The sequence below is a fragment of the Xanthomonas sp. NCPPB 3200 genome, from assembly GCF_056393585.1.
Genome location: NZ_CM150785.1, coordinates 117,864 through 132,234 on the forward strand (window position 1 = coordinate 117,864; position 14,371 = coordinate 132,234).

A 14,371-nucleotide genomic window follows, 5' to 3' on the forward strand; every position below is an offset into this window, starting at 1 on the left:
TGTTCGCCGGATGCAAGCAAACGCATCCACCTGCCTGCGATAGCGAACGCTCGCGCACGCTTGATGCGATGGTCCGATTGCACGCTGTGGTGTGCGTAGTTGCAGCATTTGCGTTACATCGCGTCGTTACATGCAGCGCCATTATCTGCACGCGATGCAAGCCGGCCGCTGACGGTATCCTTGGCGGTTCGACTTGCCTGGGAGGGCACTGCATGACACGTCATTGGTTGAACAAGACGCTGGCACTCACGTTGATCTGTACCGCGTGCAGCGTGCACGCAACCGCCGCCGAGCCGGCACCACCGGCGACCGCATCGGCCCCCGATGGCATCCGGCATGTGCCCGCGTTCGACCTGCCGGTGTCGGAGTATCTGAGCCCGGCCGCGCGTGCGCATATGGCCGCCGGGGTGGCCCGCGCCGACCCGTTGGACAAGGCCGACAACGCCACCTTGCTCAAGCAATTGCCGAGCATCCGCGCCGACACCGAGCGTTGGGCCAAAGGCGTGATTGCGCAGCTGCGCACGCGCTACGCGGTGGAGATCACGCCCGAAACCTGGAACGGCGTGCCGGTGCTGCGGGTGGAGCCGCGCACGCGCACACCCGAGCAGGCCAAGCGTATGTTGATCGAACTGCATGGCGGTAGCTTCGTGATGGGCAGCGCGGCATCGTTCGGCTTGATGGAAGCCATTCCGCTGGCGGCGATGACCGGCATGACCGTGGTCGCGGTGGATTACCGCATGGGGCCCGAGCACCATTTCCCGGCTGCCAGCGAGGATGTGGCGGCGGTGTATCGCGCCGCGCTCAAGACCTATGCGCCAGAGCGCATCGGCCTGTTCGGTTGTTCGGCCGGCGGCGTGCTCACCGGTGAATCGCTGGCGTGGTTTGCCAAGGAAAAGTTACCGATGCCGGCGGCGGCCGGGCTGTTCTGCGCCGCAGGCGATGCGCGCTACCGCGGCGATTCGCGCATTGTGGTGGCGGCAGTCAACGATGCCTTGCTGCCGGACAAGGCCGGTGCGTTGCCGATCTGGGAAGACCTGTACTACGGCGACAACGTGGACTTCCACGATCCGCTGGTGTCGCCGGTATTTTCCGATGCGGTGCTGCAGCAGTTCCCGCCGACGCTGTTTCTGACCGCCACGCGTGCTGCCGAGCTGAGCAATGCCGCCTACACGCATGCGCGCCTGGTGGATCTGGGCCGCGAATCGGACCTGCATGTGTGGGATGGCCTGGGGCACGCCTTCCACCTCACCAATGCACTGCCGGAGAGCCAGCAGGCGCTGCGGGTGGCCGCGCGTTTCTTCAGCAAGCACCTGGGCCTGCCGCCTCCGTCGCTGGCCGCACCACGCTAACGCCACGCTGACACCGGCTAGGCGCGGCGCTTACATCCTCTCACCTAGGTTGAGGCCGACTGGCGTTGCACATGCAGCGCCGTTCTATCAGGAGAATCGAATGAGTCTGCAAATTCCTCAGGGTGCGTTGGTGGTGGTGGCCGATGGCGGCGAAGCGCGCTGGTTCACCAACACCGGGAACGAAGCCAAGGTGGTGCTGCGCCAGCACGCGCGCACCGATGTGCAGAACGTCGACGACGATGGCCCGGCCGGCAAGGCGCCGCAGGATCTCAGCGAGGCGGACATGGATGAAATGACCTTCGCCAAGCAGCTGTCGCACGCCTTGAACGATGGCGCGCTGAAGCACGAGTACACGCATCTGGTGCTGGTCGCCGACCCGACCACGCTGGGCCGCGTGCGCCCGCTGCTGCACAAGGAAACCCAGCAGCGCCTGGTCGGCGACCTGGCCAAGGACCTGACCAACCTGCCGCTGGAAGAGATCCAGCGCGCACTGTCGTAAGCACACCGGAGCGACTAGACGATGGGGTTTGTTCGCGACTACGCCACCCAGGCGCCCGAACGCAGCGAGGTGGATGCACAGGCCGGTCTGCAGGTGCTGGAGTTCGGTACCGACTGGTGTGGCCACTGCATTGCCGCGCAACCGCTGCTGCAGAAACTGCTGGGTGGCGTGGCGGCGCTCGACTACCGCAAGATCGAAGATGGAAAAGGGCGGCCCCTGGGCCGCTCGTTCCGCGTCAGGTTATGGCCGACCATCATCCTGCTGCGCGACGGTGTGGAAGTGGCGCGCGCGGTGCGCCCGCAGACGCGCGAGGATCTGCAACCGCTGCTGTCGCAGCTGGGTGAGGCGCTGGTGTAAGCATGCACAGCGCCTGATCGACGGCATGCACTGAGCAGGACATGCGCAGTGCACCGAGGGCGCAAAGTACTCGCCCAACACGCCAACTGCCTTGAAACAAGCAGTTTTCCGCGCTGCTGCCGTCGCGCGGCTGCAGCGATCTGCGCGCTGTAGTACCATAACGGGCTGATCAAGCCCTTGGGCATTGCCCATCCCTTGGTCGTCTGTCCCGCAGCGTCGCTGAGTCCACGCGGCCGTCCGGGAATGCCTCCGGCGTCATCTTGTGCATGTGCCATTGCCATGCCTGCGTGATGCGCCGTGTCCTGTGCGTTGCCAGGGCGAGCGGGCAGCGATGGCCGCACATGGAGACACAACACATGCACGACACGCGCGCGATTGCCTCGCACTTCGGTTGGTTCAAGCGCCGCCGCCAACTGCAACTGGACGAAGTCACCGTGGTGGACCGCGGCATGCTGCGCAAGGCAGTAGGCGCCGCCGCGCTGGGCAATGCGATGGAGTGGTTCGACTTCGGCGTGTACGGCTATCTGGCGGTGACGTTGGGGCAGGTGTTCTTTCCGGCCAGCAATCCCACCGCGCAGTTGATCGCCACCTTTGCCACCTTCACTGTCGCCTTCCTGGTGCGGCCGATCGGCGGGCTGGTGTTCGGCCCGCTCGGTGACCGCTACGGGCGGCAGAAGGTATTGGCCGCGACCATGATCCTGATGGCCCTGGGCACCTTCAGCATCGGCCTGATTCCGTCCTACGCCAAGATCGGTCTGTGGGCACCGGCGCTGCTGTTGCTGGCGCGGCTGTTGCAGGGGTTTTCCACCGGTGGCGAATACGGCGGCGCGGCGACCTTCATCGCCGAATACGCCACCGACCGCAATCGCGGATTGATGGGCAGCTGGCTGGAATTCGGCACCCTGGGCGGCTACATCGCCGGCGCCGCCACGGTGACGGTGTTGCACATGACCGTAACCCAGGCCCAGATGCTCGACTGGGGCTGGCGCGTGCCGTTCCTGATTGCCGGCCCGCTGGGCCTGCTGGGCCTGTACATGCGTATGAAACTGGAAGAAACCCCGGCATTTCGCGCCTATACCGAGCAATCCGAACAACGCGAGCGCGAAACCGCCGCGCAGGGCCTGCTGACGATGCTGCGCCTGCACTGGCCGCAATTGCTCAAGTGCGTGGGGCTGGTGCTGGTGTTCAACGTCACCGACTACATGCTGCTGACCTATATGCCCAGCTATCTCAGCGTGACCATGGGCTACGCCGAGAGCAAGGGCCTGTTGCTGATCATTCTGGTGATGCTGGTGATGATGCCGCTCAACATCGTCGGCGGCCTGTTCAGCGACAGGCTGGGCCGCCGGCCGATGATCATCGGCGCCTGCGTCGCGTTGTTCGCGCTGGCCATCCCCTGCCTGCTGCTGATCGGCAGTGGCCATGACGGCTTGATCTTCGCCGGCCTGATGCTGCTCGGCCTGGCGCTGGTGTGCTTCACCAGTTCGATGCCGTCCACGCTGCCGGCGCTGTTCTACACCCCGGTGCGCTACAGCGCGTTGTCGATCGCCTTCAACGTGTCGGTGTCGTTGTTCGGCGGCACCACACCGCTGGTGACCGCCTGGCTGGTGGAGCGCAGCGGCGACCCGTTGGTGCCGGCGTACTACCTGATGGGCGCGGCGGCGATCGGCCTGGTGACCATGCTGTTAGTGCGCGAAACCGCCGGCCTGCCGCTGCGCGGCTCGCCGCCGGCGGTGGCCACCGATGCCGAGGCGCGCGCATTGCTGCGCAGCGACAGCCCGGTGACGGTGGATGCGCAGCTGCCCGGCAGCACGGCGCCTGCCATGGGCCAGCCGCATACGGCGTAAGCGGACCCGGCGTGAGCGAGCCGCCATGAGGTCGCCAACGCGGTTGGCACACAAGGCCGGTTGGATGCACACAGAGGCGGGCGGGCGAGCGTGCGCGCCGCGATGCCAATGAATCCCTGCAGTTGCCGCCGCTAGCGCGGTACGCGACCGCCGCTGTCGGGCAGCTCGGGGCTGTGCATGTCGACCGACGGCATGCCTTCGCCGGTTTCCACGTAGCGCTTGAGACTGCTGCCCAGGAAGAAGCGCCAGCCACGTGCGCAGGCCTCTTTGCAGGGCGAGTCGCGATAGCCGGAGTGTTCGAACTCCACCTGCGTGCCCTGGCTGGTGGAATGCAGGTCAAAGCGCATCACCGTGCCCTTCCAGGCGTCGGTGTCGAGCATGTTGGAGGCGTGGCAGCGCCAGCGCACCAGGCGGTAGTTGGCGCCGTCGTCGATGCTCAGCTCCACCCGCCAGCCCTGCCGGCTCCAGTCCAGCCGCACCCGGTTCTCGACCAGGCTGACCTCGCGTGTCCACCAGCGCGCCAGCTGCATGGGCTCTGACAAAGCGGCGCAGACCACTTCCGGCGCGGCCGCAATGACGATGCTGTGGCGGATCTCACGATTCATGTGATCGGCATTGGCTGCTTGAACCCCGATGATGGCGCATTTTGCCAGCCAATTGCAGGATGGTGTTTTTCGCTTGCCGAGTTCGCTCGTTCGGCGCTCACATGGCGCTGGGTACCATCGGCGCAAGCCCCCAACGACGAAGAGCAGGCATGACGACGCTTCCGATCCCGGTGATGGACGTTGCCGCGCAACGCGATCTGGCCACCGCGCACGCGCTGTTGGAAAACCCCGGCGTGGCTGCCCGACTGGCCAATGCAATGGGCGCGCCGATCGAGAGCCTGATCACCCGACGGCTGCCGAAACTGGTCACCCGCAGCATCGACGGCGTGACCCGCCGCGCGCTGCAGGTGGCGATGAAATCGGCATTACTGAGCCTGCGCGGCAAGACCGATCTGCAGCAGCCTGCGTCCACCGCACGCCACACCATGGCGGTGGCTGTCGCCGGTGGTGCCGGCGGATTCTTCGGCCTGCCCGGGCTGTTGGTGGAGCTGCCGGTGACCACTACGGTGATGTTGCGCTCCATCGCCGATATCGCCCGTTCCGAAGGCGAATCGCTGCAGGATCCGGACACCGCGCTGGCCTGCCTGGAAGTGCTGGCGCATGGCGGGCGCAGTGTCGGCGACGATGGCGCCGAATCGGGCTACTTCGCGGTACGCGCGGCGATGGCGCAACAACTCAGCGCTGCGGCGCAATACGTTGCCGCACACGGGTTTGCCAGCAAGGGCGCGCCGGTGCTGGTGTCGCTGGTGTCGCGCGTTGCGGCCAAGTTCTCGGTCAATGTCGGCGAAAAACTCGCCGTGCAGGCAGTGCCGCTGGTCGGTGCGGTGAGCGGCGCAACCCTCAATACGGTGTTCATGCGCCACTTCCAGGCGATGGCGCGCGGGCACTTCATCGTGCGCCGGCTGGAGCGGCGCTATGGCGAGGACGCGGTGCGACGTGCGTATGAGAAATTGACCAGCTAAACGGTGATAAGGCACCGGATCGCAAGGATGGGGACAGATCCTTGCGATCCGGTGCCACTTTCAGCTGATCAACAAACGCTGTTCCTGCCTGAGTTCAGAGCGGTTGCGGTGTACAGAGTGCGCGCGCACTCGCCGAGCCGATGAACTGATTGTTGGCGTCGCTCACCATTACATTGGCGGTGATGAACGTACTGCTGCGTGGGCAATAGAAGTTGCAATCTTCGCTGTTGGTGCAATTTCTGGGGAAGATGGCGCCAGCAGTATTGTTGAAGGTCCATGCATATTTGAATGGCGTTGGTGATCCCGGGCTATCTACGCCAGCCCAGCAATAATCACTGCCTGTGCAGTCGAGTATTACAGTGGAAGCTTGTGCATTTGCAGTGGGTGCGGCAGCAAAACTCGCAGCAATCGCTAGGAAACTCGTGGTCAAAAAAGCAACGGCCTTGTTCATGCAGATCTCCTCCGGAGTATGTCCCCGCGTCATCATGCACAAACGATAGCGAGGTATTTGGGATGGGGATCGCTAAATCGATGGGCATGCGCCTGTGTGAAAACTACCGATGAGCGCATGAGCTCGCTGGATGTTTTGCATCCATAATGCAGAGATGTCCTGACGTTTCTCTCGATGCTCCCATGACCAAGCCGTTCTCACCAGCCTCTGCACGCAACCGCGACCCGATCCTGGAGGTGTTGCAACGGCACTTTGCCGACCGCCGCAATGTGCTGGAAATCGGTGCCGGGACCGGGCAGCACGCGGTGCATTTTGCGGCGGCGATGCCGTGGTTGCGCTGGCAGGCCAGCGATCATGCCGACCATCTGCCCGGCATGACGCAGTGGCTGGACGAGGCGGCATTACCGAATACGCCGCCACCGATTGCATTGCAGGCGGTGCTGACGCCGACACCGGGCCTGGCGCCCACGCCACCCTTGCCGCCTGCGCAGGCGGGCGAGCCTGCCGGCTACGACGCGGTCTACAGCGCCAACACCTTGCACATCATGGGCTGGCCGCAGGTACAGGCGTTGTTTGCTGGGCTGCCGGCGGTGATGGCGCCGGATGCGTTGCTGGTGGTGTACGGGCCGTTCAACCGCGATGGCCAATTCACCAGCGAGAGCAATCGCGCGTTCGATGCGATGTTGCGCGAACGCGATCCCGCATCGGGCATTCGCGATGCCGAAGCGGTGGATGCACTGGCGGCGTCGGTGGGCTTGCAGTTGATCGACGATGTGGCGTTGCCGGCGAACAACTGTTGCCGGGTGTGGTCGCGTCAGTCGCGTTGAGTTTGTCGCCGATGGTCTGCCGATGTTGCAGCATCGCTGTTTCCCGACTCAATGCATTTCAAGTGCGACTGTCTGAAAGCAGCACCGCACGCGAGCCTGCGCTGACGAGGTGACCTCGCGCTGCGGCAGTCAGCGCCTGCGTCGTTCCAGCCACCACAGTGCTGCGGCCAGCGTGAGCCAGGCCAACAGCCATGGCCAGCGGGTGCCGGGTTGTGCTGTTGGCGCGCCGACGCTTGCGGGCGTGTCGATGGCGGCCATCGCAACGGTGGCGTCGCGGGTTTGCTGGGTGTGCAGCGCGGGGGCATCGCCGGGCGCGCGGACATAGAGCCAGCGCTGTTCGGTACCGGTCTGCAGACGATGCCAGCCTGCGGTGGCCGGCCAATAGGCGGCACAGGCCCGGGTGCCGCTGGCGGGATCGATCAGCAGCGCCTGGGGCGTACCCGTAGGGCCGACGACGGCTGCGTCCGCGGCGATACCGCACAGCGTCATGCGGTGCTGCGACCAGCCTGTCTGTACCGCAGCCGGCGCACTGCCGCCTGCGCGGGCGACAGCGCTCACCAGCTGCGCCCACAGCGCGGCATGCAGGTCGCTGCGGCCGGCCAGGACCAGGGCGAAGCTGTCTTCGATCAGGCCGATGCCGATGCGGCCGCGGCCTTGCGGACGCCACCAGCCCAACGCGCTGCCGTCGTCTGCGCGTGCGGCGATCACGGCATCGGCCTGTTGCGGCTGCAGGGTGCGGCGTTGCAGGGGCGGCAGTGGCGCGGCGTCGGCCGGCGTTGCGGCTGGGTCGATGGCGCCGGGCGATGCCAGCGAGCGCGGCGCGGGGACCGCTGCGCTGGTGCTGCCGCCTGTCACGGCCAGGCCCAGCTCGCCGAGCGCGGCGCGGGCGGCAGCATCCAGGGGGCCGTCGGTGCGCACCAACACGCCCAGGCCGCGGCCGATCGCGGCGCGCACGCCCTGGCGCTGCGCGTTGCCCAGGGCGACCAGGCGGCGCTGGTCGATGACCAGCAGGTCCAGCGCATCCAGGCTGGCCGCATCCAGCGCAGCGCCGTCGCCCAGTTGCACGCCGGGGCCGACGGCGATCTGGCTGCGCACCTGCATGCCGGCATCGCTGGCCCAGCGGCGCAGATATTTCAGTTCCGGCTGCGGCGCGCCGGCCAGCAACAGCACGCGTGCGGACGGCACTGCGGCGATCAGCACCGGCAGCGGCACGCGGCTGCGTTCGGCGCCTGCGCCATCGCGCAGGCGCAGTGCGAACAGCACCTGCCCCGGTGCGCGCGCCAGGCCACGCAGCTGCACCTGGCCGGCCGCATCGGCGGTGGCGGTGTCGACCACCTGCCCGGCCGGATCCAGCAACTCCACCCGCGCGCCCGGCAGGCCCTGCACGCGCGCGCTGATGGCGATGCGTTCGCCGGGTGCGACCGGCGGCGGCGTGGAGACGGCGACCAGACCGGTCGGCGCCGGAGCCAGCGCCAGCCGCACAGGGATGCGCAGGCCGTCGCGGTCGCGTGCGGGCAGGCCGCTGCCATGCACGACCAGCGCGGTGGTGCCGGGCGCGCGCCGCAACGCGGTGGCCAGGTCCGGTACGCGTGGCACGCCGGGCAAGGCGGGCGCCTCGGGCAGGGCGACCCACGGCGCAGCAGTCGGGCGAACCTGGTCTGCCGGGGTGCCTGCGGTGGCGACATGCAGTTCGCTCGTACTGCCGGCGCGCGGCGGCGGCAGCAGCACCGGGTAGAGCAGGCCGGCCAGGAGCGGTTGGGCGGCAAGCAACAGCCACAGCCGCGCGCGTGGTTGCCGGGCGTGTGCGCGCAGCAGCCGGAACCAGCTCAGCATCACCAGCAGCAGCAAGGCACTGCCGACCAGCCAGGGCAGCGCGAGCGTCATGCCTGCGGCTCCGCTTGCGTGCATCCAGCCAGCCGTGGCCCCAGGCGCCGGGTCGCCGCGCGCGCGTGCAGCCGGCGGAACTTGCCGCGTGCGGTCAACCGGGGTGGTGGCAGCATCATGGTTGCGGCTCCTGGCGCAGGGCATCCAGATAGCGCTGGCCGCGCGCGTCGGCAGGGGCGCGTCGGTGCAGCGGGGCCGGCGGGGCGACGAGGGTGCGCCAGACCTGGGCGCGCAGCTGGGCGCGGCAGCTGGCGCAGTCGGGTTCGGCGCGCAGGGTTTCCACCGCCGCGGCCAGGCCCAGCGGATCCTGCAGGCGCTCCTGCTGGGTCTGCAGCCACTGCGCGTAGCGGGCCAGGGTGGCGTCGGGTACCGGGGCCTGCTCGCCGAGGGCGTCCCACAACTGCAGCGCCGACGGGTCCGGATCCGGGCGGCTGTCCAGGCCGGCGGCACGGTCGCCCAGGCCGGCGCGGTCGCCGCTCAGGCGGCGGCCGGGGTCGATCGGCGGCAACTGCGTGCCGACCCGCGCCAGGTAGATGCGTTCGGCCTGCTGCACCTGCTTGATGAAGCCCAGCGCCTTGTTGGCAAACGGCAACGCACGCTCCGGGTGGCCCTGGCGCAGCTCACCCTCGGACTGCCACATCTGGTCCAGCGCGGCGCGCAGCAGCGCGCGGGTCTGCGGGTCGAGCAGGGTGGCGGCTTCGGCGTGGTCGTGGGTGTGCCCGAACTCGGACAGCACGTCCTGCGCCTGGCCGAAGCCGCCGCGCTCCGGCGCCCCGTCGCCATGCCCATGGTTGTGGTCGTCCAGCGCGGCAGCGCCGGCCTCGGCGGCATGGTCGTGCGCATCGTGCCCGTGTTCGTCCCGGGCGGGCGCGGGCGCCGCAGGCGTTGCCGGCGCATCCGCGGTGGGCATGTCGGCGGTGGGCAGATCGTCGGCCGGGGCGTCGCTGGTTGGCGCTTCGTCGGCGGTCGGCGGGCCCTTGGGCGCGCCTTCGCTCTCTTCGCCCAGAAACTGGCCGTAGCGCAGCCGCAGCAGGCGCTGGTCCACGCCGATGGCGTCGGCGCGCTTGAGGTAGGTGGCCGGGTCCAGGCGCGGCTTTTCCTTCAGCAGCGCCTCGGCGTCGATGATGATCTGGCGCTGGCTGCGGAAGTAGGCCGGCAAGGTCTGCTTGACGCTGGCCTCCAGGCCGGCGGCCATGGTCTGCTCCGGCGGTGGCCAGCGCAGGATCACGCTGGCGCTGCGGCCTTCCTGCGGGCCGGGCTGGCGGGTGTCGTGCACGATGAGCTGGGCGATCAGGTCGTCGCCGGCGGCCATGCCCAGCGCCTGCGGCTGCAGCGTGGTGGAAAAGCCGCGCAGCCGGGCCGGGCCGCTGCCGCTGAGGGTGCGGCGCTGGGTCTTGAAGGTGATGTTCTCGCCGCTGCCCTGTGCCAGGGTCAGGCGCAGCTCGGCGCTGGCGGCGACCGCGTAGTCGTCGCTGGCTTCGAAGCGCAGCGCCCAGCCTCGATTGCCGGTCTGGGACGGCGTCCACAGCACCAGGCTCTGTTCGGGCGCCAGCACGCGCACCTGTGGCGGGCGATCGGGCAGCACGTCGAGGCGGTGCAGCTGGCGGTCGGCCGGCGCGCCGTCGATGAGGATGCGGTACAGGCTGGCGCGCTCGGAGACCCACTGGCCCTGCCATTGATCGGTGCTGCCTTGCCGTGACAGCGCGATGCTGCGGCCGTCACTGAGCCGCAGCGCCACGCTGTGCGGGGCCGGGTTGACCTGCAGCTGCCAGTGCAGCCGGGTGCCGGTGGGCACACGCGCATCCAGGCCGGGCAGGCGTGCGGGCGGCAGGCCGGTGTAGGCGGGCGGGGTGCTGTGCAGCCGCGCCTGACCCAGGGTGGGGGCGCCGGTGCCGGCGCGGGCGGCGGCGATCCGGTCGTTGCCTGCGGTGGGCCGGTGAGCGGGGTGCGGCCACAGCAGCACCGCGGCGCAGGCGAGCAGGCCGGGCATGCCCCAAGCCCAGGCGCGCCGCCAGGGCCAGGCCGGGCGCAGATCGCGCGGGGTGCTGCGCAGGCGTTGTTCCAGGCGCTGGCGCTGCAGGGCCTGCAACGGGCCCAGCTGCCCGTCCGGGGCGAACAGCAGGTCGCTGCTGTCTTCCAGATCCGCGTCGCGATCCAGCCGGCGGATCAGCCAGGTCTGGTCCAGCCGGCGTGCCGCCAGCAGCGCCACGCCGATCAGCGCCAGCAGGCCCAGGAGCAGCAACGGCAGGATCGCCGGCTGCGTACCGGTGCGCCACGCCAGCAGCGCCGGCAGCACGGCCAGCGGCAGCCCGCACAGCAGCACGCCTGCGGCCTGCCGTCGCCGCGCGGCCTGCCAGGCGTGGTGCAGGGCCGGCGTGCTCATGCCGCGCTGCTCCGGCGGGGCGCGGTGGCCAGCCAGCGTTCGATCGCAAACAGCAGCAGTACCAGGCCGATCAGCCATGGCGCCAGCGGCCAGGGGGCATTGACCAGGCGGATGGCGGGGCCGCGTTGCGGCTGCTGGGTCTGCGCCAGCGCGCGCTGTGGTGCGGGTGTCGACTGCAGGGCGTCGTGCAGGCGGGTGGGGAAGTCGGCATCCAGCAGCGCCGGCAGCCGCTGCGGCTGCAATGGCGCGGCCCAGCGCAGCAGGCGGCCGCGGCCAACCGTTGCGGCATCGATCAGCGCGGCGCCGTGTGCGTCCTGCAGCAGCGCTTGCCGCGGGCCCGCCAGTGCGGGCGGGGCCGGCGTCTGCGCATCGAGCAGCAACTGCCCGCCGGCCGCGACCCAGGCGATGACCGGCGCCGGCGGTGGGCGCTGCGACAGCCACGCCACCACCGTGCCGGCTGGCCAGCGCGCCGGCTCGGCCGCGCCGGGGGCGCTCACCGGCAATGCGCCGGGCAGTGCCCAGGCGGCATGCACGGCGCGCAGATAGCGCAGGGCCGGCTCGGTGGGGGCATCGGCGATTGCCTGCAGCCGCAACGGTGGGACGGGCGCCACGGCGGCCGCCGGCGACTGGCCGGGCAGCACCTGCCAGCGCACCTCGCGCGACAGCTGTAGGCGTTGCGCATCCAGCGGCCCCCACTGGCTGGGCACGATCACGCGCAGCGCGGTCTCCGGCGGCAGGCTGGCATCGAGTTCGCGCAGCAGGCTGCCGACCGGCGGCGCTGTGCCGGCGGGCGTGGCGGGTGGGTGTGTCGCATCGGCAGCGATCGGCGGGAAGCCTGGGGCCAGCCATACCCACTGCGCGTTGGCCGCGTGGCCGAGCGTCCGGGCGGCGGCCAGATCCACGCCGGGGCTGACCGCAATGCGCGGGCGCGCTTGCTGGTGGTCGCGCAAGGCCGGCTCGGCCAGCAGCAGCGCCACTGCGGCAAGCAGCAGCAGGCGCACCAGCAGCAGCGGCCATTCGTCGAAACGCAGCCGATGCCGGGGCCGCGGCTGCGCGCGCAGCCAGCGCAATGCGGCAAAGTCGGTGGGCCGGTGTTCGCTGCGTCGGGCCAGATGGATCAGCAACGGCAGCAGCAGTGCGGCCAACGCGGCCAGGCCAGAGGGGAACAGCAGGAGCAGGTTCACTGCTGCGCTCCCTCAGCTGCGGCGCTGGCGCCGGCGCGCTGGCTCATCGCCGCGCACCGTGTGCAAATAGCTCGCGCAATGCCGCATCCGGTGGCGCATCCAGATAGTGCACCGCGTGCGCAATGCCGGCCGCCTGCCAGCGTGCCTGCAGCGCGCGCTGGGCAGCGCCGAAGCGTTGCAGATACGCAGCGCACATCGCTGCGCCGTCGCCGAGCAGTTCTTCGCCGGTTTCCGGGTCGCGGAAGCGGTGCCCGCCGCTGAAGGGAAAATCGCGTTCGTCGCAGGTCAGCACCTGCAGCTGCATCACCTCGCGGCGTGCGGCGGCGAGTTTTTCCAGCGCGCCGAGCAGGTCCTGGTCGAAGCCATCGCCGATCGACAGCACCAGCGCATGGGCGGCGATGCGTTCCCATAGCGGACGCAATGCGTCGATGCCCGGCCAGCGCCCACCGGCGCGCAGCCCGTGCAGGGCCAGCCAGAGCCGGTCGCGCTGGCGCGGCCCGCCACCGGCCGGCACGGCTACCAGGCCATCGCCATGCACCGCGAACAGGCCGACCTGGTCGCCTTGCCGCAGCGCGACCTCGGCAGCGCACGCGGCCAGGGTCGCCATCGCCTGCAGGCGCGTGACCTGCGGGCGCGCCTGGTCGGTCTGGCCGGCGGAGGCGGTGGCGTCGAGCAACACCCACAGCGTCAGCGGGCTTTCGCGCTCGGCCTCGCGCACGAAGAACCGGTCTGAGCGGGCGTAGAGCTTCCAATCGATCTGGCGCAAGGCATCGCCGGGCTCGTAGGCGCGGTATTGCGAGAATTCCAGCCCGGCGCCGCGGCTGCGGCTGGCGTGCTGGCCGATCCCCTGCGTGCCCTGCGCCTGCCGCGCACGCAGCTGCAGGCCGCGCAGGCGGCTGCGCAGCTCGGCAGGCATCAGTGCCGGCACGTCCATGCTCACGCCGCAACGCGCCTCACGCCGGGAACGGCACGGCGCGCAGCAGCGTGGCGACCACATCGTCGGCGCTGCGTTGTTCGGCCTCGGCGGCGAACGACAGCAATAGGCGGTGGCGCATCACCGGCGCGGCCAGCGCGACGACATCCTCGCGGGTGGCGGCAAGGCGGCCATGCAGCAGCGCACGCGCCTTGGCCGCCAGCACCAGCGATTGCCCGGCGCGTGGGCCGGCGCCCCATTTGATCCACTGGCGCACGTCCTCGCTGGCCTGCGGGCCGGGGCGGCTGGCGCGTACCAAGCGATTGATCCAGGTCAGCAGATCCGCGCCCACATGCACGTGCCGCACCTGTTGCTGCAGCGCCAGCACGCTGTCGGCATCCATCACCCTGGGCACCTGCGCGCTGCTGGTGCCAGTGGTCTGGCTGAGGATGTCGCGCTCTTCCTGCTCGCTGGGATAGTCCACCCGCACATGCAACAGGAAGCGGTCCAGCTGCGCTTCCGGCAACGGATAGGTGCCGGCCTGCTCGATCGGGTTCTGCGTGGCCAGCACGAAGAACGGCGCCGGCAACGCATAGGTGGTGCCGGCGTAACTCACCGTGCGCTCGCTCATCGCCTCCAGCAGCGCGGCCTGGGTCTTGGGCGGGGTGCGATTGAGCTCGTCGGCCAGCAGCAGGTTGGTGAAGATCGGCCCCTGCTGGAACCGGAACTGGCGATGTCCGGTGCCGTGATCCTCTTCCAGCAGCTCGGTGCCGAGAATGTCGCTGGGCATCAGGTCCGGGGTGAACTGCACGCGGCGGAACTGCAGCTCCAGCGCCTGCCCCAGCGAGCGCACCAGCAGCGTCTTGCCCAGGCCGGGCGCACCTTCCAGCAGGCAGTGGCCGCCGGCGAGCAGGCCGATCAGCAGTTGCTCCACCACCGCGTCCTGGCCCACCACCGCCTGCGCCAGGGCCGCACGCAACGCGCCGAGTTGGGAGAGCTGCCGGGTGAGGGTGTCGTCGTTGGGGGAAGTCATGGGAAACGTCTCGTTGTGGGACTGCTGGCGTAGGAGCGTGCGATGCGGCGTTAGCGCTAAGGCATCGCGCGCCAGCG

General features: G+C 69.5%; 13 protein-coding genes. 6 read left to right on the forward strand and 7 right to left on the reverse strand.

The window, feature by feature from the left end:
* Positions 1-212 precede the first annotated feature (212 nt).
* From AC06DU_RS00490 to proP, 4 genes are all read left to right on the forward strand, one after another.
* Positions 213-1,349, forward strand: a complete 1,137-nt coding sequence (locus AC06DU_RS00490; RefSeq protein ID WP_478203207.1) for an alpha/beta hydrolase — start codon at positions 213-215, stop codon at positions 1,347-1,349.
* Positions 1,350-1,449: 100 nt separating this feature from the next.
* Positions 1,450-1,848 carry a host attachment family protein gene (locus tag AC06DU_RS00495; protein WP_016902952.1) on the forward strand — a complete coding sequence of 133 codons (399 nt, stop codon included), beginning with the start codon at positions 1,450-1,452 and terminating at the stop codon, positions 1,846-1,848.
* 21 nt (positions 1,849-1,869) lie between these two features.
* Positions 1,870-2,205, forward strand: a complete 336-nt coding sequence (locus AC06DU_RS00500) for a thioredoxin family protein (protein ID WP_046345236.1) — start codon at positions 1,870-1,872, stop codon at positions 2,203-2,205.
* A 356-nt stretch (positions 2,206-2,561) separates the two neighbouring features.
* The gene (gene proP / locus AC06DU_RS00505; protein WP_478203208.1) at positions 2,562-4,052 is read left to right on the forward strand and encodes a glycine betaine/L-proline transporter ProP; all 1,491 of its coding nucleotides are present in this window, start codon (positions 2,562-2,564) and stop codon (positions 4,050-4,052) included.
* 131 nt (positions 4,053-4,183) lie between these two features.
* Here the strand turns inward: proP and AC06DU_RS00510 are convergent, their stop codons facing one another.
* On the reverse strand, positions 4,184-4,657 hold the full coding sequence (locus AC06DU_RS00510; RefSeq protein ID WP_478203210.1) for an SRPBCC family protein: 474 nt from the start codon (positions 4,655-4,657) through the stop codon (positions 4,184-4,186).
* A 173-nt stretch (positions 4,658-4,830) separates the two neighbouring features.
* Between AC06DU_RS00510 and AC06DU_RS00515 the strand changes: the two genes are divergently transcribed.
* The gene (locus AC06DU_RS00515; protein WP_435003845.1) at positions 4,831-5,619 is read left to right on the forward strand and encodes an EcsC family protein; all 789 of its coding nucleotides are present in this window, start codon (positions 4,831-4,833) and stop codon (positions 5,617-5,619) included.
* Positions 5,620-5,713: 94 nt separating this feature from the next.
* Here AC06DU_RS00515 and AC06DU_RS00520 read toward each other — a convergent pair whose 3' ends face one another.
* Positions 5,714-6,070: a hypothetical protein gene (locus tag AC06DU_RS00520; protein WP_146090922.1), complete on the reverse strand. Its 357-nt coding sequence runs from the start codon at positions 6,068-6,070 to the stop codon at positions 5,714-5,716.
* Between the two features lie 182 nt (positions 6,071-6,252).
* Here AC06DU_RS00520 and AC06DU_RS00525 point away from each other — a divergent pair, with 182 nt between their 5' ends.
* A complete protein-coding gene (locus AC06DU_RS00525; protein WP_047126464.1) occupies positions 6,253-6,897 on the forward strand; it encodes a DUF938 domain-containing protein in 645 nt (214 codons plus the stop codon).
* 129 nt (positions 6,898-7,026) lie between these two features.
* Here the strand turns inward: AC06DU_RS00525 and AC06DU_RS00530 are convergent, their stop codons facing one another.
* From AC06DU_RS00530 to AC06DU_RS00550, 5 genes are all read right to left on the reverse strand, one after another.
* Positions 7,027-8,781 carry a carboxypeptidase regulatory-like domain-containing protein gene (locus AC06DU_RS00530; RefSeq protein ID WP_478203212.1) on the reverse strand — a complete coding sequence of 585 codons (1,755 nt, stop codon included), beginning with the start codon at positions 8,779-8,781 and terminating at the stop codon, positions 7,027-7,029.
* Positions 8,782-8,896: 115 nt separating this feature from the next.
* Positions 8,897-11,164 carry a hypothetical protein gene (locus AC06DU_RS00535; protein WP_478203213.1) on the reverse strand — a complete coding sequence of 756 codons (2,268 nt, stop codon included), beginning with the start codon at positions 11,162-11,164 and terminating at the stop codon, positions 8,897-8,899.
* Entirely contained in the window at positions 11,161-12,348 is a 1,188-nt protein-coding gene (locus AC06DU_RS00540; RefSeq protein ID WP_478203215.1) for a BatA domain-containing protein, read from the reverse strand. Before AC06DU_RS00540 ends, AC06DU_RS00535 begins: the two co-directional genes overlap by 4 nt.
* Positions 12,349-12,391: 43 nt before the next feature.
* Positions 12,392-13,288, reverse strand: coding sequence for a DUF58 domain-containing protein (locus AC06DU_RS00545; RefSeq protein WP_478203217.1), 897 nt, complete (start codon positions 13,286-13,288; stop codon positions 12,392-12,394).
* A gap of 13 nt (positions 13,289-13,301) precedes the next feature.
* On the reverse strand, positions 13,302-14,294 hold the full coding sequence (locus AC06DU_RS00550) for an AAA family ATPase (RefSeq protein WP_478203219.1): 993 nt from the start codon (positions 14,292-14,294) through the stop codon (positions 13,302-13,304).
* Positions 14,295-14,371 lie beyond the last annotated feature (77 nt).